The sequence below is a fragment of the Cetobacterium sp. genome, from assembly GCF_977044495.1.
The window spans coordinates 1-22,260 of the sequence record NZ_CDRRQU010000039.1; the positions used below are offsets into that span (position 1 = coordinate 1).

The window sequence follows — 22,260 nt, forward strand, 5'->3', positions numbered from 1 at the left end:
ATATTTTATTTTTTAATAATATATCTTTATTTTCTTCCAGTATATGATTTAATATATCCTCTATAGATAAAAATCCATTTTTTGTAGCTTCAGTTTTTAACCATTCCTTTTTATCGCTGTAAGTATCCTTTAAATGATTATTTTTTTCTTCTAAAGCTATTACTTCAATAGAAGTACTTTGAATATTATTAAACTCCTTGAATATACTATCTCTTATTTCTCTAAGGGAGATTTCTAAATTTTCTTTTTTATTAGAAACTTCACGGTATTCTTTTTCCATATTTTCTAATAATAGTTTTCTATTAATTATGTAGTCTAGAGAGTCACTTTCAAGTTTTAATAGGGCTATCTTTTTTCTTTCCTCTGAAATTTCCTTTTTGTAAAGGATAATTTTTTCCTCTACTCTATTTAAAGTACTTTCTTTTTGAACTATATTAGATGAGTAGTTTTTTAAATTTGATTTTAAAACTGCTATTTTATTCACTAATTCTTGTTCGTTCTCCAGAATATTTTTTTCTTTATTTTTCAAATCACTTAAAATTTTTTCTTTATTTTGAAGTTCTTGTTTTAAATTCTCAATATTATTTATTTCTTTTAGTTCAGCTAATTTTTTTAGATGAAAGCTAAGTTTTGTATCTATTTCTACAAGGGATTTCTCTAATTTTTCTTTTCTTTTAAGTAATTCATCCAAAATAGAACTATCTATACTCATAATTTCTTTAGCTGGATTTGGGTGTTCTGTTGAGCCACAAACAGGACAGGATTTTCCGTGAATAAGATTTTTAGATATTTCAAAAGCTTTGCTTTCAAAATTTTGTCTACCTATCTCTTCAATTTTTTTTAAATAAGTTTCTAATTCCTCTGTTATTGACTTTTTTAAAACCTCTTCCTCTTTAACCTCGATTTCTAATCTATTTTTCTCTTTTAACTTTTCAGTTAGTAGTCCTATATTGGTATTTAGTTGTTTTATTTCGTTCTCTATGAAGATTAATTCATCTCTATCTATTTTTTCAAGATTTTGAAGATTATTATTTTCATCTTCTAGTACAAGATTGTTAACTTCTAATTTTTTACGTAGCGATTCCAAATCTAAAGAGATTAAACTTAAGTCCTCTAGAGCTTCCACTAAAAGTTTTTCTTTAAATTCTATAGCTCTAATATACTGTTCTCCTTTACGTAAATTATCTAACTCGGTATAATCAATTTTAAGATTATCTGACTCTAAAATCAATTTATTTAATTTATTTTGTTTTTCTTCTTCATCCTCTTTAAGATTTTCAAGAGTGGAGTTAAGTTTCTCTAAAGAGTGTTTCGATTTTAGAAGAATATTTTGATTAGTTAAAATATTTTCTTTAAGAGTTGTTATCTCATCTATAGCATTTTTAAAGGATTGTGCAATTTCATGTTTACTTAAAATATTTTTATATAAAGCAATATCCTCTTTTTCTAAATCTAATTTCTCTAATTCACATAGGTACATATCTAACTTTTCAAATAATAATTTTAATTCTTTGGATTCGTTATACTTACAAATTAAATCTTTTTTAGTTAATAGCAGATTATGGTATTCTCCCTCTTTGATTAAAAGAATATCTTTGATGCTTTCTATACTTTCTAAAGAACAATCGCCTTTTCCTTTTATCTGATTTTCTAAAGATGTTATCTCCTCTTTTAATCTATTATTTCTAACTTTTATCTTTTCAGACATTTTAGTTCCATATCGTTCTAAATCAAAGATATTTTCCAACATGGTCATTTTATCAGAACCTTTTAGTTTTAAAAATTCACTAAATTTACCTTGAGGTAGCACAACTGATCTTGTAAAATCATTTACATTTATACCAAAAAACTCATTTATTTTACTTTCTACATTTTTGACCGTATCAGCTATAACATCTCCATTTAAAATTAAAATTGGATTATTTTGCTCAAATTTTTCTTCTCCTTTTCTAGAGAACTTTTTTTTATAGCATCTAGTTATTTCAAAAATATTACTTCCCAGTGCGAATTTGAAGTAAACTTCTAAGAAATCACTATCTTGATTTAGACATGGTCTTATATTTTTTCCTTTACTTCCCATAGTTCTTGGGATTTCATCAAAAATTGCGAAAATTATAGCATCTAATATTGTAGATTTTCCGCTTCCTGTTTCGCCGAAAATACCAAAAAGTCCGAGAGTTGTTAAAGCTTCAAAATCAACTATTTGTTTTTTAGAAAAACTTTGTAGTCCAGTTATTTCTAGTTTAATTGGTCTCACTGTATTCACCCTCCTCTAAAATCTCTAAGAAAAGTTTTGTTATATTATCACTTGGGGGCAATCCCATTGTTTCCTCTTTGTAAAACTCTATAAAAGCCTCTTCCAGACTTTGTTCACTATAATTTGTAGCTTCAATTTCTTTTGATTCTATATTTATAATAGGGACTATTTCTAAAATATTTTTATTGGATTTAATTTTTCTAATTGTAGAATTTGTCAATGGCTCATCTATCTCTACATTCAAATATATCCATTCATTTTTATCGGTAAGCTCTAGGGATTTAATAATAGCCTCTTCACTTCCAGTTACAGTGTATTCTTTTATAGGCTTATAGTTTTCTAATGGAATCTCTTTCAAAATAGTTGAGTTTTTTGTTATGTCAGCAATAAAAATTTTTTTATTAAACCTATTTTCACTTACTCTGTACTCTATCGGTGATCCACAGTAATAAGCATTTTTCTCTTTAAAATACATTGGTTTGTGAACGTGCCCTAAGGCTATATAATTGACCTCTGGAAGATCATTTATAGCAATTGCACGCGAACCACCTAGTTCTAAAGCAACCTCCCCCTCTCCCATAGAGCCAGCTACATATATATGAGTCATCACTATAGTAGGAATATCCTCTTTATTATAACTAACTCCCTCTGCTAAAATATCTTTGATTCGAGTATTGAATTTGACGTTGTCAAATGTTTCGTTCAAAGTAGCTTCACTTGGAAAAGGAAGATTATATACATAGATTTTTTCATTATTTTTTTCTATAAAAATTCCACCCGGAACAGAGTTATAGATATTAAGGTTTCCATATTTTCCAATTTTAATTTCTTGAAAAGCTCTATCATATATTATTACTCCATAATCTTTAGCTAGATGTGAGACTGCTGTCAATCTTTGCGGATTATCATGATTTCCTGGAATTATGATAATTCCTGTCTTACCATTTAATGATAGTTGTTTTATGCTATCAAAAAATAATTTTTCTGCTTCAGCTGAAGGATTATAGGTATCGTAGATATCTCCTGCTAAAAGAACCAAGTCAATATTTTCCTCTTTTATAACTCTTTCCAGAGCGTTTATAAATAATTTTTGTTCAGATATTCTTGATTGTCCTTCAAGTTTTTTACCTAAATGCCAATCAGATGTATGAAGTACCCTCATAAAAGTGCCTCCTAAATTATTTTTTCTTTAGTACAGTGTATCACTGAATTTAACAAAATTCAAATTTTAAGGTAAAATAAAAAAGTGCCTAATAGACACTTTTTGTTTAAAAATTATTTTCCTGTCATTCTTTTTAAAGCATTAGCTACAAATTCAACTTGTGTTCCAACTATAATCTGAACAGAAGTTTTGCTAGGTTTTAATACTCCAGCAACTCCTAATTTTTTAATTTCTGCATCATTCACTAATGAACTATCTTTCACATCAAGTCTCAATCTAGTAATACAGTTATCTATACTCACCAAGTTATCAATCCCACCTAAAAGTGGTAACATTTTTTCAGCTAATTCATCATTTGTAGAGAATTTGGATGAAGTATTTTCCTCTTCAGATGGGTCAATATCCTCTCTTCCGGGTGTTTTAAGATTAAATCTTGTAATAATAAAGTAGAATATAAAGTAGTATAGGAAGAAAAATACAACTCCTTGTATGATCAACATATACCATCCAGTAGCTAGTGGGTTTCTAGATGATAATAGCATATCTATTAATCCAGCAGAGAACCCAAATCCAGCAATCCAGTGCATAGTAGCAGCTATAAATAATGAGATTCCAGTCAATATAGCGTGAACTAAATACAATCCAGGTGCAACAAACATAAATGCAAACTCTAGTGGTTCAGTAACTCCAGTTAAGAAAGTTGCAAAACCAGCAGCAATCATAATAGATTTAATTTTATCTTTATTCTCTGGCTTAGCTGTTCTCACAAAAGCAACTGCAGCCCCTAGAAGACCAAACATCATAATAGGGAAGAATCCAGCTTGATACATTCCCGTTGTTCCAGGTATTCCCGTTCCATTTGCTATTGACTGAGCTCCCCCAAGGAATCTAGGAATATCATTAATTCCTGCAACATCAAACCAAAATACAGAGTTTAAAGCGTGATGTAAACCAACTGGAATTAAAAGTCTATTTAGGAATCCATATATTCCAGCTCCAGTAGCTCCCATTCCACTGATTCCCTCTCCAAAATTAACTAGTCCATCATAGATTGTTGGCCATATATACATTAAAATAAAAGCAACTATAATCATAACAAAAGATGTAATTATAGGAACTAATCTCTTTCCACTAAAAAATGATAGAGCTTTTGGCAACTCTATATTGCTGAATCTATTGTATAAAGCTGAAGATATAACCCCAACTAAAATACCAATGAACTGGTTATTTATTTTAGCAAATCCAATAGGAACATTATCTATTTTCATAATTTGACCAACAGCACCAGGAGATAGTAGCGTGGTAATTACTAAAAATCCTACTAGACCTGATAAAGCAGCAGAACCACTTTTATCCTTAGACATTCCAAAAGCGACTCCGACAGCAAATAATATAGGCATTTGATCTATAATTGCTGCTCCAGATTTAATAAAAAATGCTGCTAATGCGCTATTTCCTCCCCAACCACTTGGGTCAATAAAGTAACCTAGTCCTAATAAAATTGCAGCAGCTGGTAAGACTGCAACAGGAACCATCAGTGCTTTACCAATCTTTTGTAAATAAGTAAACATTTTTCCCTCCTAATATAATTTATTTCCAGCACATTGTATAATAAAATAATTATTGTGTCAAGTGCAATTCATATTCTAATAGAACACATTAGCTATATTACATACAGGTATTTTTTTCTTTAATTTTACTGAAAAGTATGCTACAATAAGACAGATATATTTATATAGATAGGCGATGGAGTTCGCCATTAAACGCTAAAAGCTAATGACTCCTACTCTTTTTTAGGGTAGGAGTTTTTTATTTTAAGGAGGAAAAGGATGAATTATTTTATTGCTTTATCTTTTTTTATTTTTTTAACATTTTATTCAAACTATGTAGGAAAAATTTTTGAAAAAATTAGACTTCCATCTTTAATAGGAATGATGACAGCTGGAGTTTTAATTGGACCTTACGGATTTGATAAAACTCCAGAATTGGCTCTTAATTTAGCACCTATTTTAAAAGATACAGCTTTAATAGTAGTCTTATTTATTGGAGGGCTTGGAATAGGAATGGATCAAATAAAAAAAATAGGTCGTCCTGCCATACTATTAAGTGTTATTCCTGCTACTTTGGAAGGGTTTACCATAGCATATTTATCAACTATTTTTTTAGATTTTAGTTTTATTCAAGGAGCTATTTTAGGCTTCATTATAGCTGCTGTTAGTCCGGCAGTTTTAATTCCATCTATGGTGAACTTGATAGATAAAAATATTGGACAAAAAAAATCTATCCCTCAGTTATTATTAGTTGGAGCATCAGCAGATGATACAATATCTATAACACTTTTTACTTCATTTTTGGCGATATATTTTCAAAAATTAAGTGGTGAAACTTTTGATTTTAAAACTCAGTTATTTTTTATACCAATATCCATTGTAGTTAGTTTGATAATTGGCTGGATAGTGGGATTTATTGGAAAATATAGTTATTTTAAAGTAAAGAGTAGTGTAATAAAGACAATCATAGTTTTCATTATTTGTGTGACTCTTAGATATATAGAGAATAGATTTCACTTTACACTGTACAACTCGTTATTAACAATAATGTCTTTTGGATTTTTTGTTCGTTATTATGAAAAAGATAAATATGGAGATATTCATACAAATATGAATAGACTTTGGAAATATGGAAAAATATATTTGTTTACATTTGTTGGAATGGCTATAGATCCAGGATTAGTTAGTGGGTATTTTTTTGTTGGATTAACAATTTTAACATACTCTTTATCTGTACGATCAATTGGAGTTTTAATCTCTTTAATTGGAACTAACTTATCGTATAAAGAAAAATTATTTTGTATTATTGCTTATCTTCCCAAGGCAACAGTTCAATCAGCAAAAGCAGGAATACCGCTTCAGATGGGAGTTGTAGGAGGAGAAGTTATGCAAGCAATAGTTATTTTAAGTGTATTAATAACAGCTCCTTTAGGAGCCATAGGAATAAACTCTACATATAAGGTGTTATTAAAAGATTCCTAAAAAAATTTTTAAATTAAAAAGGAAATTTAAGCTTTTTAAGTACAAACACTGTAGTTGCTTTTGTTTTACAAAAATTTATATTTGAGGTGATTGAGTATGATTGAGTTTAAAAAAGTTACCAAATCCTATGATAAAAGAACACTTGTTTTAAAAAATATAGATTTTAAAATAAAAACTGGAGAGTTTGTTGTTTTGATTGGTGAATCAGGTTGTGGTAAAACAACAATGATGAAATTGATAAATAGGCTCATTGATCCGACGAGTGGAAGTATATTTATAGATGGAGAGGATATAAGTAAAATTAATCCAATAACTCTTAGAAGAAGAATTGGGTATGTCATACAAAAAGAGGGGCTGATGCCTCATATGACTATTGGTGAAAACATTGAGCTCGTTCCAAAACTTTTAAAATGGGAAAAAGAAAAAAGAAAAAATAGAACTTATGAGTTGCTGAATATTTTAAATCTTGATCCTGAAATATACTATGAGAAATATCCTCATGAAGTATCTGGAGGTCAAAAACAAAGAGTTGGTATAGCTAGAGCTTTAGCCACAAATCCAGATATAATTTTGATGGATGAACCTTTTTCTGCATTAGATCCAATAACTAGAGAAAGTATTCAAGATGAAGTTTTAAAATTACAAAAAGAATTAGGTAAAACGGTCATATTTGTCACCCATGATATGGATGAAGCTATAAAATTAGGTGAGAGAATAGCATTCTTAAAAGATGGAGAGATTTTACAATTTGATACTCCAGATGAAATTTTAAAAAGACCAGCTTCAGAATATATAGAACAATTTATAGGAAAAGATAGAATTTGGAAAACTCCTAAGAAGCTTCTTGTTTCCGATATAATGTCTAAACATTATTGGACTATTGAAAAAAGAAGTAATATTTCAAGAGCTTTTAATCTTTTAAAAACCCATGATATAGATTTTCTTATTGTTACCGAAACAGAGGGAGGAAGATACAGTGAGCCTATTGGAATGATATTTAGAAAAAATTTAATATATGCTATGGAAAATAATATCTTAAGAGTTAGAGATATTATGGATAAAGATTTTACTACAATAGACAAGGATAGCAATTTATTAGATGTTTTAAATAAGATGTCGAGTATAAATGCAAAAGTAGTACCAGTAGTTGATGATAAAAATAGATTGACTGGAGTAATAACAAACTTAGGATTAGTCAATGCTATTAGTAAAATAGCTCCATCTACTGATAACGAAGAGATAACACTAGAAATGGGGGACACTGTATGAACTCATTTATAGGATATTTTATTGAAAAACTTCCGGAAGTTCATGTTGCACTTATACAGCATATTGAAATAACAAGTCTTGCTGTGTCTATTGCAATTGCGATTGGAGTTCCAATAGGAATTTTTATAACTCGAAGTGAACAACTTTCTAAAGCGGTATTAACTACGGCAGGTATATTTCAAACTATACCTAGTTTAGCCCTATTTGGTCTTATAATTCCAGTTATGGGGATCGGGGTAAAACCCGCGGTCTTTGTACTTTTTTTATATTCCTTACTTCCAATTATAACGAATACATATATTGGAATAAAAGGTGTAGATAAGTCTACAATACAGGCAGCTATAGGAATGGGGATGACAAATTTTCAAGTTTTAACTAAAGTTAAACTTCCGATTGCTGTTGCAGTTATAATGGGTGGAATTAGAATTTCAACAGTTGCTACGATAGGCACTGCAACAATTGCAGCGTTGATTGGAGCAGGAGGGCTAGGAGAACTTATTTTTAGAGGTATATCTACTAGTAATAATAATTTGGTTTTAACAGGGGCAATTCCGACGGCGATACTTGCATTTGTTGCCAATTATTTTCTAGGTGTTTTAGAAAAAGTATTGACTCCTAATGGAATGTTAACAGATTTTAAAGAAAAAAAGAAAAATATAAAAATTCTAAATATTATTGCGATTGTTTTGATTTTGGGAGCTGGTTTTAGAATCTATGAAAATATTGAAAGTAGCAATATTCCAACAATTGTTGTTGGACATAAAAATTATAATGAACAGAGAATCTTAGGTGTTATGATATCACAAATAATAGAAGCCAATACTGATTATAAAGCTAAAACTGTGGAACTTGGAACAGGCACAGTTATTTTTGAGGCCATAAAAAATGGAGATATAGATGTGTATCCAGAATATACGGGAGTGGCATATGCTGCTTATTTAGGTAAAAAAGAAAAAGCGGATGCAAAGACAGTATTTGAGACTATAAAATCTGAATATTTAAAAAATCATGATTTAGATATAAGAGAACCTATAGGGTTCGAGAATACATATGCTTTTGCTATGAAGCCAGAGGTAGCTAAAAAATATGGGATAAAAACTATTAGTGACTTAAAAAAATATGCCAATAATATGATCTTAAGTGGTCCACATGAATTTATGGAGAGAGAGGATGGACTTTTAGGAATACAAAAAGCTTATAATATAAAATTTAAAAGTATTTTATCTATGGATCAAGGGTTGGTAATCAGTTCTTTACTTTCAGATAAAATTGAAGTCGCTTTGGTTTATTCTACGGATGGGTTAATAGCCAAACATGAACTACTTCTACTAGAAGATAATTTGAAATTTTTTCCACCTTATGAGGTTGTGATAACGATTAGAAAGGGATTTGAAAACATAAAAGGAGATATAATAGAGACCTTGGATTCTCTTGTGGGAGCTTTAAATGAAAACGAGATGCAAAAGTTAAATTTATTGGCAATCGAAGGGAATGAACCTATTGAAAACATTATTAATAATTTTCTTATAGATAAAGGAATTATAGAGGATAAAAATAATAGAAATACTATTTGATAATCTATAATTTAGCTAAATTCAAAGGGATTATATAAAAAGGTTAAAACCTTTTTGTATAATCCCTTTAAAATTTATGTTTATCATTTAATTTTATAAAAATATAAAATATCCTAACAATGGTAAGGCTAAAATTAACACTGGAAGATTTAATTCTTTATACCTTCTAGTCAATATCTTGATAATTACGTATGATATAATTCCCATACTCATTCCAGACGCCATATTATCTGTAAAAACAGTAAACATAATTGTTATAACAGCTGGAACAAACTCGGTCATATCATCCATATCGATAAATTTCATGCTTGTCATCATGAGAATACCTATAAAAATTAATGCTGGTGCTGTTGCAGCAGATGGAATTATATAAACAATTGGTGTTAAGAAAATTGTAAATATAAAACAGATTCCTGTAGATATTGCTGTTAGACCTGTTCTTCCTCCCTCTTCAACTCCAGCTGCTGACTCCAGGAATGTCGTTATTGTTGTAGATCCAAATAGAGCTCCAACGATAGTGGCGATAGAATCGACTAAAAAAGGTTTATCAACTTCTGGTAAATTTCCATTTTCATCTAAAAGTCCAGCTTGAGCTGAAACTCCTAGTAAAGTCCCTAGAGTGCAGAAAAAGTCTCCTACAAAAAATGTAAATATTAAGGGTAAAAATGCAAATTTTAATGCTCCCATTATATCAAGCTTAAAAGCTATAGTGGATATTGACGGTGGCATTGAGAAAAAAGTTTCTGGTATCTGAGTTATTCCCATGGGGATTCCAAGCAATGTAGTAACTACAATACCTATCAGAACTCCCCCTTTAATTCTATTTAAAACAAGTGCTATTGTAATAAAAAGTCCGATTAAAGATAATATAGTATTTGGATTATAGATACTTCCCATAGATATGCTTCCATTTGAAATAGTCATGAGTTGACCATTTTTAAATCCTACCATAGCTATAAAAAAACCAACAGCCACTCCTATCGCAAACTTTAAATTTCTAGGAATTGCTTCTACAATAAGTTCTCTTAAACCGAAAACTGTGAGAATTAAAAATCCTATTCCAGATAAAAAAACCATACCCATAGCTATTTGCCAATTGACCATTCCACCAGCAACTAGAGTATAAGCAAAAAAAGCATTTCCTCCCATAGCAGGTGCCATAGCAAAAGGTCTATTTGTATATAGTCCCATCACAATAGAAAAAGCAGCTGATAGCAGAGCTGTTACAATAGTGACAGCTTTGACGTCCATTCCCGCAGCATTCATAAACAGAGGTTGAACAATCAAAATATATGCCATTGTCATAAATGTTGTAATACCAGCAGTTATCTCCGTTGAAATTGTGGTATTGTATCGACTAAGTTGAAAGTAAGAATCAATAGCCCTTAGTATACTATTATTCTTTTGTTTGATGTTTTCCATTATGCCTCCTAATAATAAGTCATTTACGGTGACTTGTAGAAACTCCTGACCTTATTTCAGGATTATATCAGTGATAAAAATACAGACCATTGTACTATACTTCACAAATGTTGTCAACTTTTTTATTTTTTATTGTGTGTAGTATTTATTTTATTGTCATATTTTTCAGCTAATTATATAAATATAAAAATAATAATTAATTTATATTTATATAGATAATAAAACTACATATAATGCCTCTTATCTGAATATTTATAATTTAAAACTAATTATTATTAGAAATAATATAGAAATCGTTGTAAGTTTTTATAAAATATGAGATAATGAAAGTAAATAAAACGTATAAAAAGGAGGATTTTTATTAATGTATAATGTTACAAGAGAGATACTAACTGAAATTTTAAACGGATACATTAAATTAGCCAAAAACTTAAATGGCGAATTAGTTGTATTGAACAAAATTAGTGATGAAGCAGATGAATTTTTGATTAAAAATATAAAAGACTTTAATTTTATAAAAACAAAACGAGGAGACCTGTTAGAAGTTACTATCTATGTTGAGGACGAGGATGAGATATATGAAGAGTTTATTATTGGAGACGGAAGTGATTACCCAAAAGTAGAGAGAGATATTTATAAAAAATTTCCTAAATACTTTAAAGTAGAAAATTTACAAAATAAGTCCGATTCAAATAATTCTGGAAACAAAAACCAAAATTCATTTAATAAAGATTCTCAAAATAACCATTTCCAAAAATTTATACAAAAAAAGAAATAAATATAATAAAAGAGCAACTCTAATATTTTATTTTAGAATTACTCTTTTTATTTTTTTCTCTAAAAATTATTTTTATAAATAAATAATTTATCTTTTTTTAGTATTTTTAGATTTATTTCTATCTAATACAAGATATATTATTGCAATTAATTCTATTAGACAAAGAAGAGATACAATCGCAAAAGCTAATTTATAAATATTTTTAGCTGGATTTTTTTCTGTTTCAAGAACTTTAATATTTACTTCTTGTAAATTATTATTTAAGTTTTCAGAAGAAGAAGGTGTAAAAGTATTTTCAGATTTTGTATTTTCCATATTTTTTTGTATAGGTCTATTTTCAGAAATATTATTATTTTGAAGCTTTCCTCCTACAACTTTTATATTTTGTGATGGAATTGTTAAATTTTCATATTTTTCTGTTTCAGTATTAAAGTAAGGAATAACTATTTCAGGTGTTTTCTCTATTCCTCCATTTTTAGGGATAAATGCAACTTCGAAAGTTTTTTCATTATAATAGTTATTTCCCTTAATTTCTTCAGTATAGTTTTTAATACTTTGAAAAATGTTAAAATTACTCTGATTTTCAAGAGGTAAACTTTCTAATAAAGCTAAATTTCCACTTCCAGACAATGTCACCTCCAAAGTTATTGCCTGTCCTACATTAACTTCTTTATTTTTCCAATTCTCCTTGTAGCTAAGAGTTCCTACAATATCTTTGAAATTCTTAGGAATGCCAACCGGAAGTGGTTTTATATCTATTTTTATATTTTCTCCACCAACAAGAGTTGTATTTTCATAGAAAAAGTCTCTTGTAGGCTCTCCAACTTTTACTTCACTTGTTGTAATATTTTTTTCTCCACTGCTGTTAGCTTGCAAAATACCTTTGAATATATTTAATTCAATACCTTGTTTACCATTGTATTCTATATGACTTTGTACATAGCTATTGTTATTATACTTAGTGATATCTTTTACTGAAAAATCTTGGAAATTAGGTGCTTTAATTTGAGAAAAAGAACTAATATTTACAGTACTTATAAAGTTCTCTTGAAAAGGTATTTTTTCACCAAAATAATAACTTTTTTTAGGTATATCTGCTTGTAAAGTGAATTTATCCTTCATCACTGCATCCAGTTGCTTATTTTCTTTTACATCTATCTGAATAGATTTTTCATTTCCTTTCTCAGTGATAACTTTTACTATAAATTCCCCATCTTTTTTAGGTTTCAATCTATATATATCACTTTTTGCTGATGTCGTATTTCCATTTATAACATTATAGCTATTGCTAGAACCTTTAGATAAAATATCAAAATTTTCTATTCCTTCTATTTTGTATTTTTCCTTATCCTCATTTATAAATGAAACTTCTAAATTAAAAACTTCATATTTTGAAGGAGCTAAATTAGAAGAATTTAATACTAATTCAGAAAAAGTTAATTTACAAAGCATTGACATTATTAGAAATAAATTAATTTTTTTCATTCTGCTCTCCTCTACCATCTATTTTCGCTATTTTTATTCTCGCTTGTATTTAAAACTCTCTCATTGTTTTTAAAAGCTTGTTTTTCATTTCCTTCAAGCCTTTGCATAATACTTCTTAATTCTTCTTCTTTTTGTTTCATAGCTTTTTCTTCTTGAGTCAACTCTTTTGGAGTATTTCCTTCATTTCCCTTCTCATTTTTGGGATTATTTGCTCTGTCATTATTCTGAGAAGTATCCTTATTCTCCTGCTTCTTTTCTTGATTTTGTTGTTGGCTATCCTTTTCTTCTCGCTTTTCATCTTGGCTTGAATTATTTTGCTGGTTATCTTTTTTATCTGTATCATTTTTTTGCTGATTATTTTCCTCATTATTATCTTGTGAATCATTTTTATTCTGCTGTTCTTGCTGTTGATTCTTTTCATTTTTTTGCTCTTGTTGTTTTTTATCTTGATTCTTTTCTTGTTGTTCCTGCTCTTTTTTTTCTTCCTCAATCTTATTTTTTATGATTTCAAAGTTCTTTTTAATATTGATGTCTTCATTGGTATCCATAGCTAATTTATACTCTTCTAAGGCCTCCTCCGCTTTATTTTCTTTTACTAAAGAGTTAGCATTGACGAACTTTAAATACCCCGGTTCTTCAACTGGTTTATCTTTTTTTAATCTCAGAACTCCGAATATAATTAAAGATATTCCTAGAAGAAGAATTAATATTTTTTTAAACATATTCCCCCTCCTTCTCTTTTTTTCTTAAAAAATATCCTATTAAAATCAATAGCAATCCAATTCCCAATGGATATTGATAGTACTGTTCATAAATATTTAGTTTTTCGTCTCTTTGCGAGGTTTTATCTAACTTGCCAATATCAGCAATCAATTTTTGATAATTACCTGTATTCAAATTATTTAAAGAGTAATATTGCCCACCGCTTTCTTTAGCTAACTCTTTTAAAAAGTCATCATTTAATTTAGAGACAACTATATTTCCGTTGTTATCCTTTATAAATCCATTATCTATTGGAATTACGCTTCCTTCATCAGTCCCAACTCCGAATATAAAAGTTTTTATATTATTTTCTTTAACGTATTCTAAAATTTCAGGATTTCTCTCTCCACCATCTGAAAAAATAACTACATTTTTATCTTTTGCGGCAGTTTTTTCAAAAGAACTGTTCGCTAATTTTAAAGCTTCTAAAAGCTCAGTTCCTCCTCCAGAAATAAGCTTACTATCTATTGCATCAATATAATTTATTGCCATAAAATAGTCATCAGTCAAAGGCATTTGAACATAAGCACTATCAGAAAATGGTATAATTCCGACTCTATCTCCTTTTAGATTATTCAAAATTTCTTTTAATTCTTTTTTACTGATTTCAAGTCTATTAGGATATGTATCTTCAGCTAACATAGATTTAGATATATCCATAAGTACATAGAGATCACTTCCCTGAACGTCTATTTTTTCCTCTTCTTTTAATTTTTGTGGTGAAAGTAATGCTAAAAATATTAAAATACCACCAATAGAAAGAAACAATGCCTTTATAATCATAATTAAAGTATCTTTTTTCCAGCCTATTCTTTCTAATATTTTTTCTCTTTTTATTATCCCTAATATTAAAAATAAAATAGTTAAAATAGGGATAACTATAAACTTAATACTAGCAGTGTTTCCAAATTCCATAATTATCCCTCCTAAGGTATTCTTATATACTTAAAATATTCAAAAAATATTCCCAATAAAAATAAAACTAAAGCAATTTTTAATAACTCTTGAAAATATTCTGTGATATTATAGATACTTCTACTATCTATTTTAGTTTTTTCTAGATTATTTATCTCATTAAAAATATTTTGAAACTCTTTAGAATCACTAGCCCTAAAATACTTTCCATTTGTTTTTTCCGCAATAAGATTTAAAAGATTTTCATCAAGTTCTTTATTTTCAACGTATGCAGTTCCAAAAAATCCAGGAACTGCAATCTCTTTTGCTCCAATTCCGATAGTATAAACTTTTATCCCTAAATCTTTAGCTACTTCAGCAGCACCTATAGGACTCATCTCACCAGAGTTATTTTCACCGTCGGTCATCAAGATGACAACTTTAGATTTTGAATCAGAGTCTTTAAGTCTATTCAATGCCACTCCCAGTCCCATACCTATGGCTGTTCTATTATTACTTGTTATATCATCTGTCGTTATGTCTGAAATCATATTTTTCAATACACTATGATCAAATGTTAAAGGCACTTTTGTATATGCTTCTCCTCCAAAAACAACCAATGATAGCCTATCATTTGGTCTTTTATCTATAAATTCTTTTAATAATTCTTTTGATTTTTCTAATCTATTCGGATTAAAATCCCTTGCTTCCATAGATTTTGAAAGATCCAAAGCTATCGCAATATCTATACCGTCTTTTTTAACGGCTTTTCCTTCCGTTGTAAGTTGAGGACGAGCTAACGCTAATATCATAAATATAGTCGCTAAACATATGAAAATTCGTCCTAATAGATGTTTTTTACTTCCTTTTGAATATTTTTTTATAATTTTTATTCCTGGAACCTTAATAGTACCTTGAGATCTTTTTCTAAAAAAAAGATAGGCAACTATAGGAATCAGTATCAATATATATGGCATTTTAAAGTTATACACTGTTCTTTTTCTCCTTTCTTAATCTCTCTACTGTTTCTAAGGCTCTTTTTTTATATTCTAAGTAATCTCCATCTCTATTGGGTGCAAATTTCAAATAGTCCATACTTTTTATAAATTCAATATCTTGCTCTGTAAGAGGATATATTCTTTTATACTCTCCTCCTAAAAAATTAGTTCCATACACACTATCTATATATTTACGTAACTCTAAACTAATTTTTTCTTTCCAATTGGTTTCAGTGACTTTAGTCATTCCCTTTTTAAATATTATGTATGGATTTTTGGCTCTATCCACCAAATGCATAAAAAATGCTGTTAAAAGGGCAATTGCTCCAGCTATAGTTGCTAATATTCCCATATGCGGATAATCGTTTTCTATGTAGATATTATTTGGATTGGAGAGGGCATCATAAATTTCCTTTTCAGATGGTTCTATCGTGGGAACAACATCTATTTTTAATTTTTTATTTCCGATTTGAATTTCATTTTCACCAACTTTATATGTAGTAAACACCACAGTATAAGAACCGTCCTTATTTTTTTCTAAGGACGATATTTTATAATCCTCTAGAGCCTTTTCAATCTGACTTTTATCGATAGCCCCCTCTATTTTTAAAGTGATTTTATCACCTATATTATACTCTTTACTAAGGGATAAGAGAGATAGAAAAAGAAAAAGACCCGTAACTACTTTTTTCATCGTACCCTCCCTCTATTAAAAAATTTTGAAATCTCTTTCACGTAATCTTCACCAACATATAAATTTATACCGTTTGAAATATTATTTATATTTATATCACTACTATTTTCTTTGTAATTTTCAATAACTATTTGTTCGCCAGTTTCAGAATCCTCTAGAGTAAAAATAGCACCAATTGGAAGCGATTCATATTTTTTATCACCTATCCTCACTGGAATAATTTCATGTCGTTGAGCTAATATCTTTAACTCCTTTTCATAGTTATCATCCAAAAAATCTGATATTAGAAAAATAACTGACCTTCTTTTAAAAATTTTACCGAAATATCTCAAAACCATAGAGATATCCGTTTTATCTCCTTTCGGCTTAATTGTCAATAGGTTCTCAATTATAGATAAGGTGTGTTTTTTTCCTTTTTTCAAAGGTATAACTTTTTCAATTTGATTTGAAAAAAACACTGCCCCTACTCTATCACCATTTTTATTGGCACTAAATGCTAAACTACCAACTAGTTCTGTTATAAGGTCTAATTTTTCTCTAAAGCGATTGGAAGCGGATATATCCACTAATAAAAAAACTGAAAGTTCTCTCTCCTCAACAAACTCTTTGACATATGCTTTCCTTTGCTTTGCAGTAACTTTCCAATCTATTTTTTTTACGTCATCCCCTGGAGCATATCTTCTAATATCAGAGAACTCCATCCCATTCCCTTTTAAACAGGATTGGTATTGTCCAGCAAAAATATTATCAGATAAAATAGTAGCTTTAATTTCAATATTTTTTATTTTTTTTAAAAGTTGTTTCTTGCTATCTAATTTGTTATCCATAGTCGCTCCTTATGGTAAAATAACTGTTTTTAATATATCATCTATAATATCTTCTACATTCTTATCTTCAGCCTCAGCTTCGTATGTCAAAATAAGCCTATGACGTAAAACGTCATATATAACTTTTTTAATATCTTGTGGCATCACGAAGTCTCTTCCATCTAAAAATGCAGCTGCTTTAGATGCGATAACTAAGCTTATACTTGCTCTAGGCGAAGCTCCACAAGCTATATAATCCGATTGTTCTCTAGTTTTAAATACAATATCTAAAATATATTTTTTTAGTTTTTGATCTATAGTTACTTTTTTAATAGTCTCTTTTATTTCTTCCAAATCTTGTAATGAAACTATTGTATTTATAGGAATATCTGAAAAGTCTTTCTCTCCTGTTAATAAATCAAGTATCTCCATCTCCTCTTCATATGTCGGGTACTCTATTTTAACCTTCATTAAGAATCTATCTTGTTGTGCTTCAGGTAAAGGATATGTCCCATCTTGTTCTATAGGATTTTGAGTTGCCAAAACTATAAATGGTTTATCCAATTTGAATGTTTCATTAGCAATTGTAACTTGTTTTTCTTGCATTGCCTCTAAAAGTGCAGATTGAACCTTTGCTGGAGCTCTATTTATTTCATCAGCAAGAACAATATTGGCAAATATAGGTCCTTTTTTGACACTAAAATCTCCCGTTTTTTCGTTATACATCTCTGTTCCTACAATATCACTTGGTAATAAATCTGGAGTAAATTGAATTCTTGAGAAGCTCAATCCTAAAGTGTCTGCTATTGTGTTCACTGTTAATGATTTTGCTAATCCAGGAAGTCCTTCTAATAGAATATGATTTCCCGTCAAAATTCCTATCAGAATTTTTTCAACCATATCTTTTTGTCCAATCACTTTTTTAGAAATTTCATTTTTTAAAGTATTTATTCTTTCCATACTTTCCTCCTAAATTTTATTTAACATTATAACTTATTATACGGCGTTTCTATCAAAATACCTAAATTTTTTGACGAAAAAAAAAGGGCAAAAGTTTTATACTTTTACCCCTCCACATTATTTTTATTTTAAATTTTTATCTGACCATAATTTTCTCTATTATATCTTTAGGTAATGGTTTACAAAAAAAATATCCTTGAATATAATCAGCTTTCATAAACTTTAAAAGTTCCAAATCCTCCACTGCTTCAACTCCTTCTGCTATGACTTTTAGATTTAAAGCATGAGCTGTATCTATACATAGTTTAACCAAAGTTCTATACTCCTCACTATCCTTCATACCCCAAATAAAACTCTTATCAATTTTTATATTAGAAAGTGGTATTTTTACAAGATAATTAAATGAAGAGTAGCCAGTTCCAAAATCATCCAATGAAATTTTAATTCCAATATCTTTAAGTTCCTTTATTTTTAAAATATTTTCTTCTATATTTTGTAGCAACACAGTTTCAGTAATTTCTATTCCAATACAATTTGGATTAACATCAGTTTCGGATATAATTTTTTTTATAGTTCTAACAAAACTGTGCTTCATTATTTGAACCGCCGATATATTGACAGAAACAATAATCTTTTTATCTCTATCGCTATTTATTTTCTTAGCGAATAAAAATGCACTTTTAATTATAAACCTTCCAATTTCATCTATCAGAGTGGATTTTTCCATAATGTTTATAATATCCACTATGGGAATTTTTTTATATTTGTCACTATTCCATCTAAGAAGTGCTTCCAATCCCATAAGCTCTTTATCACACGTATATTGTGGCTGATAATAAAGTTCAAGCTCATTTCTATCCAAAGCATTTCTTAAATCTTGTTCTATCTCCTCATTTAAACATCTTTTTTTATCTAAATCTTGGTTATAGAAAACATATTGATTCTTGCCTTGATCTTTTGCCTTATATAGAGCCAAATCACCTTTAGTTAGAAAATTATCTATCGTTTCCTCATCCGTATTTCCAGTAACAATTCCTATGCTTGCAGAGATTTTATTAAATTTTCTTTTTTTTCCACTTAAAAGATTAAGAATTTTTTCAGCCATTTCAGTGGCAATCTCTTTGTTCATTCTTCCTTCCCAAACAATCACAAATTCGTCTCCACCAATTCTAGAAACAAACCCATCTTTACAAATTGTTTGTAAATCTTCTCCAAACTCAATCAAAATCCTATCTCCGTGTTGATGTCCAAAACTATCATTCAGAGATTTGAAATTATCTAAATCCATAAACATGATTGTAACATCAGCATATTTTCTGATTAAATAGCTTTCTACGTAATTATATAAGCCTCTTCTATTGGCTAATCCTGTTAAAGAATCTGTATATGCCATCTCTTTTATTTTTGCCTCTTGATTTTTTATCTCTGTAACATCCCTCATTGTACAAATAATACCTATAACTTCACCAGATATATCAATAATCGGCGATTTGAAAACTTCAACTATTTTTTCACCATTCTTAGTTTTTAATGTTCTCACTAAAGCTATATCAGTTTTATTGTGAATTACGTCATTATCTTCAATTTCAATACTTTTTTTATACTCATCTCCTAAAAGATGTTCCTCTTTCAATAAAAGATAGGAAGATTTATTTACACTCGTCAATTTATAAAGCATTGAGTTACTTTGTATGATATCTCCTGTTCTATTTTTAGTAAATACAGCAAAAGGCATATTCTCTAAAAGAATATCAAACTTTACATCTTTATTTTTCAAATCTGTTATATCTTTTGCAATTCCCATTGTGCCCAAAATATTATTTTTTCTGTCTACCACTGGTACTTTATAAATATTAAATTGCTTATAACCTTTTTTTCCTGGAATTATCTCATCAAAAATTAGTCTTTTTCTTTCTGTCATAACTCTTAAATCGTATTGACGACAATTCTCTCCAATCATACCATCCCATACAAAATAGTCATCTCTTCCTTTTATTGTTTCAAAATCTTTTCCACAATGCTCTCTAAATTCATTGTTGACAAGCATATACTCACTCTCTTTATTTTTAAACCAAGCCATATAAGGAATATTATCTAATAAAGTATAAAATTTTAATTTACTTTCCTCCGCTTCCTCTTTAACTAAAAGTTTTTCTTTTAACTGATCAAAAACCAATCTAATCTCTTTTAAAGAGTACGGTTTTAAAAGAAAATTATCGGCCCCTCTTTTTATATAATCAGAAGGTCGCTCTTCTTTTAAAATATTTACTGATACAATTATTCTATCTACTTTCTCCTTAAAGTATTCAAATACATACTCATTATAACTATCAAATACTATGAAATCATAGATTTTAAAATTAACCTTTAAATAGTCTAAAATATTTAAAAACTCAAAATCATACTCTTGTAGGAGATATAATCCTAACTGTTCAAGAGATGTTCTTGCACTTGCACTTTCATGTAAAATTAAAACCTTTGATTTTTCCATTTAACTTCCTTTATTCTTGATTTTTCCATTCTTACATACATTTTCTGATATTTTAACACATTTTACAGCTATTGAAAATATTAATATTGAAATTCTAGTCTTTTGATACTATAATAGTAACTATAAAATAATTTTTAGGGGGAATATATGTATAAGTTGATAGTTTCTGATTTGGATGGAACTTTAGTTGATAAAGATAAAAATATTTCTGAATACACAAAAAAAATTGTCGCTCTATTGAGAGAAAAAGGAATTGAATTTATAATAGCTACGGGCAGAAGTTACAAAGGAGCTAAACATGTCTATGATGCGTTGGAATTAAATAGTGAAATTGTTTGTAATAATGGAACTACAATCTATGATAATAAAGGAAAGTTAATCTTCCAAAGAACACTAGATTCCAAAATAGTAAATGATGTTTTCAAAAAATCTTTGGAGGCAGACTGTGTATTTTTTGCTACATATGGGACTCAAGTTTATATTGGAGAGGGAAGCATAGAAAAAGCTAATACTTTTTTATTTTATCCACTTGAAAACCCTATTGAAATAAACTTAGATAACATTGACTTCTACACTTTTGAGAAAATAGTCTTAATGGATAAAAATAGTGAAAAATTGAAGTGTCTTTCATCTTATTTTAATAGATATGATGAAATCAATGCTTTTATATCTCAAGAGGATTATCTCGATATTGTTCACTTTGAAACATCAAAAGGAAAAGCACTCGAAGCAATAGCTAAATTAAAAAATATTGATTTGAAACATACCATAGCTTTTGGTGATGCCTTTAATGATTATGAAATGCTTAAAGTTGCCGGAAAAGGTCTTGTTATGAAAAATGGATTTGAAGATTTAAAAAAGGAGTTTGAGACATTGGACTTAACTAATGACGAAAATGGTGTGGCAAAATATTTAGCCAATCTATTTTTTCTTGAAAGTAGATAGATATATTAAGAAGGGAATCGTTTAAGATTCCCTTTTTTGTAAAAATATAATATTTTCTCCATTAAAGGCTATTTTTTGATTTTATTTAAAAGTAAGTTTAGAACTTTCTTTAGCATAGATATTCTTATACCACTTCCTTCGAAAATCGGTTTATAATGAGTAAATGTATCAAAAGTATATTTACCATGATAACGCCCTAGTCCACTATTCCCTATTCCGCCAAATGGAACTCTTTTATCGACAATTTGGAGCATGGTACTATTTATACACACACCACCAGCTTTTAATCCCTTTGTCGATAGATTTCCCTTATCGCTTCTAAAGATATAAAGAGCCAGAGGTATAGGTTTTAATCGTAGCTCCCAATAAACTTTTTCTAAACTTTCATACTCTATCAATGGTAGAATGGGACCAAATATCTCCTCTTGAGAGATATCATCTTCGTCCTTTGGATTTAAGACTATCGTAAAGGGAAAAAGTCCCTTATTTTTTATATCCTCACTTATTTTTCCATTCTGGTATATTATATTTTGATTATTTAATAGTTTTTCCAATCTTTCAAAATGTTCAACATTTATGATTTTACCTTGAATATCGCCATTTTTCCTAATGAATTCTCTCGTTAATTCCACAAATTTATCTTTCAATCCCTTTGGTAAATATACGTAATCTGGTGCTATACAGGTTTGCCCTCGGTTAAAAAATTTACCCCAAATTATTTTTTCTACGGC

The 22,260-nt window shown here is 28.9% G+C and carries 18 protein-coding genes and 2 riboswitches; of the genes, 5 read left to right on the forward strand and 13 right to left on the reverse strand.

The window, feature by feature from the left end; translation table 11 throughout:
- The 3 genes from ACWI69_RS09375 to nagE all read right to left on the reverse strand — a co-directional run.
- Nucleotides 1–2,257: AAA family ATPase (locus ACWI69_RS09375; protein ID WP_448821578.1), on the reverse strand; the 2,257-nt coding region annotated here is incomplete at its 3' end.
- On the reverse strand, nucleotides 2,244–3,419 hold the full coding sequence (locus ACWI69_RS09380) for an exonuclease SbcCD subunit D (RefSeq protein ID WP_448821579.1): 1,176 nt from the start codon (nucleotides 3,417–3,419) through the stop codon (nucleotides 2,244–2,246). The genes ACWI69_RS09375 and ACWI69_RS09380, both read right to left, overlap by 14 nt.
- A 113-nt stretch (nucleotides 3,420–3,532) precedes the next feature.
- On the reverse strand, nucleotides 3,533–4,990 hold the full coding sequence (gene nagE / locus ACWI69_RS09385; protein WP_448821580.1) for an N-acetylglucosamine-specific PTS transporter subunit IIBC: 1,458 nt from the start codon (nucleotides 4,988–4,990) through the stop codon (nucleotides 3,533–3,535).
- Between the two features lie 162 nt (nucleotides 4,991–5,152).
- Nucleotides 5,153–5,212, forward strand: a riboswitch (Fluoride riboswitch).
- 36 nt (nucleotides 5,213–5,248) lie between these two features.
- On the opposite strand from nagE, the gene ACWI69_RS09390 reads away from it, so the two are divergent.
- The 3 genes from ACWI69_RS09390 to ACWI69_RS09400 all read left to right on the forward strand — a co-directional run bounded on the left by ACWI69_RS09390 (nucleotide 5,249) and on the right by ACWI69_RS09400 (nucleotide 9,294).
- Nucleotides 5,249–6,451 (forward strand): cation:proton antiporter domain-containing protein, encoded by a 1,203-nt coding sequence (locus ACWI69_RS09390; protein ID WP_448821581.1) that lies wholly within the window; start codon nucleotides 5,249–5,251, stop codon nucleotides 6,449–6,451.
- A 96-nt stretch (nucleotides 6,452–6,547) separates the two neighbouring features.
- Nucleotides 6,548–7,720, forward strand: a complete 1,173-nt coding sequence (locus ACWI69_RS09395; RefSeq protein ID WP_448821582.1) for a betaine/proline/choline family ABC transporter ATP-binding protein — start codon at nucleotides 6,548–6,550, stop codon at nucleotides 7,718–7,720.
- Nucleotides 7,717–9,294, forward strand: a complete 1,578-nt coding sequence (locus tag ACWI69_RS09400) for a glycine betaine ABC transporter substrate-binding protein (RefSeq protein WP_448821583.1) — start codon at nucleotides 7,717–7,719, stop codon at nucleotides 9,292–9,294. Before ACWI69_RS09395 ends, ACWI69_RS09400 begins: the two co-directional genes overlap by 4 nt.
- Before the next feature lie 93 nt (nucleotides 9,295–9,387).
- On the opposite strand, the gene ACWI69_RS09405 is transcribed toward ACWI69_RS09400, so the two are convergent.
- On the reverse strand, nucleotides 9,388–10,716 hold the full coding sequence (locus ACWI69_RS09405; RefSeq protein ID WP_448821584.1) for an NCS2 family permease: 1,329 nt from the start codon (nucleotides 10,714–10,716) through the stop codon (nucleotides 9,388–9,390).
- Nucleotides 10,709–10,806, reverse strand: a riboswitch (purine riboswitch). (Overlaps the previous gene by 8 nt.)
- Before the next feature lie 274 nt (nucleotides 10,807–11,080).
- On the opposite strand from ACWI69_RS09405, the gene ACWI69_RS09410 reads away from it, so the two are divergent.
- Complete coding sequence (locus ACWI69_RS09410; RefSeq protein WP_448821585.1) at nucleotides 11,081–11,494, forward strand: hypothetical protein; 414 nt, start codon at nucleotides 11,081–11,083, stop codon at nucleotides 11,492–11,494.
- A gap of 87 nt (nucleotides 11,495–11,581) precedes the next feature.
- Here ACWI69_RS09410 and ACWI69_RS09415 read toward each other — a convergent pair whose 3' ends face one another.
- From ACWI69_RS09415 to ACWI69_RS09450, 8 genes are all read right to left on the reverse strand, one after another.
- Entirely contained in the window at nucleotides 11,582–12,979 is a 1,398-nt protein-coding gene (locus ACWI69_RS09415; RefSeq protein ID WP_448821586.1) for a BatD family protein, read from the reverse strand.
- Nucleotides 12,980–12,990: 11 nt separating this feature from the next.
- Nucleotides 12,991–13,701 (reverse strand): hypothetical protein, encoded by a 711-nt coding sequence (locus ACWI69_RS09420; protein WP_448821587.1) that lies wholly within the window; start codon nucleotides 13,699–13,701, stop codon nucleotides 12,991–12,993.
- Nucleotides 13,694–14,656: a vWA domain-containing protein gene (locus ACWI69_RS09425; RefSeq protein WP_448821588.1), complete on the reverse strand. Its 963-nt coding sequence runs from the start codon at nucleotides 14,654–14,656 to the stop codon at nucleotides 13,694–13,696. Before ACWI69_RS09425 ends, ACWI69_RS09420 begins: the two co-directional genes overlap by 8 nt.
- Before the next feature lie 11 nt (nucleotides 14,657–14,667).
- Nucleotides 14,668–15,627, reverse strand: a complete 960-nt coding sequence (locus tag ACWI69_RS09430; protein WP_448821589.1) for a vWA domain-containing protein — start codon at nucleotides 15,625–15,627, stop codon at nucleotides 14,668–14,670.
- Entirely contained in the window at nucleotides 15,620–16,327 is a 708-nt protein-coding gene (locus tag ACWI69_RS09435) for a hypothetical protein (RefSeq protein ID WP_448821590.1), read from the reverse strand. Before ACWI69_RS09435 ends, ACWI69_RS09430 begins: the two co-directional genes overlap by 8 nt.
- The gene (locus tag ACWI69_RS09440) at nucleotides 16,324–17,154 is read right to left on the reverse strand and encodes a DUF58 domain-containing protein (protein ID WP_448821591.1); all 831 of its coding nucleotides are present in this window, start codon (nucleotides 17,152–17,154) and stop codon (nucleotides 16,324–16,326) included. Before ACWI69_RS09440 ends, ACWI69_RS09435 begins: the two co-directional genes overlap by 4 nt.
- Before the next feature lie 9 nt (nucleotides 17,155–17,163).
- On the reverse strand, nucleotides 17,164–18,093 hold the full coding sequence (locus ACWI69_RS09445) for an AAA family ATPase (protein WP_448821592.1): 930 nt from the start codon (nucleotides 18,091–18,093) through the stop codon (nucleotides 17,164–17,166).
- A gap of 136 nt (nucleotides 18,094–18,229) precedes the next feature.
- Nucleotides 18,230–20,584, reverse strand: coding sequence for a sensor domain-containing protein (locus tag ACWI69_RS09450; RefSeq protein ID WP_448821593.1), 2,355 nt, complete (start codon nucleotides 20,582–20,584; stop codon nucleotides 18,230–18,232).
- A 147-nt stretch (nucleotides 20,585–20,731) separates the two neighbouring features.
- On the opposite strand from ACWI69_RS09450, the gene ACWI69_RS09455 reads away from it, so the two are divergent.
- Nucleotides 20,732–21,529, forward strand: coding sequence for a Cof-type HAD-IIB family hydrolase (locus ACWI69_RS09455; protein ID WP_448821594.1), 798 nt, complete (start codon nucleotides 20,732–20,734; stop codon nucleotides 21,527–21,529).
- Between the two features lie 68 nt (nucleotides 21,530–21,597).
- Here the strand turns inward: ACWI69_RS09455 and ACWI69_RS09460 are convergent.
- Nucleotides 21,598–22,260: aldehyde dehydrogenase family protein (locus ACWI69_RS09460; protein ID WP_448821595.1), on the reverse strand; the 663-nt coding region annotated here is incomplete at its 5' end.

Excerpts from the sequence above, each read along its gene's own strand:
- ACWI69_RS09405 (WP_448821584.1), bottom strand. The coding sequence starts at position 10,716 with ATGGAAAACATCAAACAAAAGAATAATAGTATACTAAGGGCTATTGAT.
- ACWI69_RS09415 (WP_448821586.1), bottom strand. The coding sequence starts at position 12,979 with ATGAAAAAAATTAATTTATTTCTAATAATGTCAATGCTTTGTAAATTA.
- ACWI69_RS09445 (WP_448821592.1), bottom strand. The coding sequence starts at position 18,093 with ATGGAAAGAATAAATACTTTAAAAAATGAAATTTCTAAAAAAGTGATT.
- ACWI69_RS09380 (WP_448821579.1), bottom strand. The coding sequence starts at position 3,419 with ATGAGGGTACTTCATACATCTGATTGGCATTTAGGTAAAAAACTTGAA.
- ACWI69_RS09395 (WP_448821582.1), top strand. The coding sequence starts at position 6,548 with ATGATTGAGTTTAAAAAAGTTACCAAATCCTATGATAAAAGAACACTT.
- ACWI69_RS09440 (WP_448821591.1), bottom strand. The coding sequence starts at position 17,154 with ATGGATAACAAATTAGATAGCAAGAAACAACTTTTAAAAAAAATAAAA.
- ACWI69_RS09400 (WP_448821583.1), top strand. The coding sequence starts at position 7,717 with ATGAACTCATTTATAGGATATTTTATTGAAAAACTTCCGGAAGTTCAT.
- ACWI69_RS09410 (WP_448821585.1), top strand. The coding sequence starts at position 11,081 with ATGTATAATGTTACAAGAGAGATACTAACTGAAATTTTAAACGGATAC.
- ACWI69_RS09450 (WP_448821593.1), bottom strand. The coding sequence starts at position 20,584 with ATGGAAAAATCAAAGGTTTTAATTTTACATGAAAGTGCAAGTGCAAGA.
- ACWI69_RS09420 (WP_448821587.1), bottom strand. The coding sequence starts at position 13,701 with ATGTTTAAAAAAATATTAATTCTTCTTCTAGGAATATCTTTAATTATA.
- ACWI69_RS09455 (WP_448821594.1), top strand. The coding sequence starts at position 20,732 with ATGTATAAGTTGATAGTTTCTGATTTGGATGGAACTTTAGTTGATAAA.
- nagE (WP_448821580.1), bottom strand. The coding sequence starts at position 4,990 with ATGTTTACTTATTTACAAAAGATTGGTAAAGCACTGATGGTTCCTGTT.
- ACWI69_RS09435 (WP_448821590.1), bottom strand. The coding sequence starts at position 16,327 with ATGAAAAAAGTAGTTACGGGTCTTTTTCTTTTTCTATCTCTCTTATCC.
- ACWI69_RS09425 (WP_448821588.1), bottom strand. The coding sequence starts at position 14,656 with ATGGAATTTGGAAACACTGCTAGTATTAAGTTTATAGTTATCCCTATT.
- ACWI69_RS09390 (WP_448821581.1), top strand. The coding sequence starts at position 5,249 with ATGAATTATTTTATTGCTTTATCTTTTTTTATTTTTTTAACATTTTAT.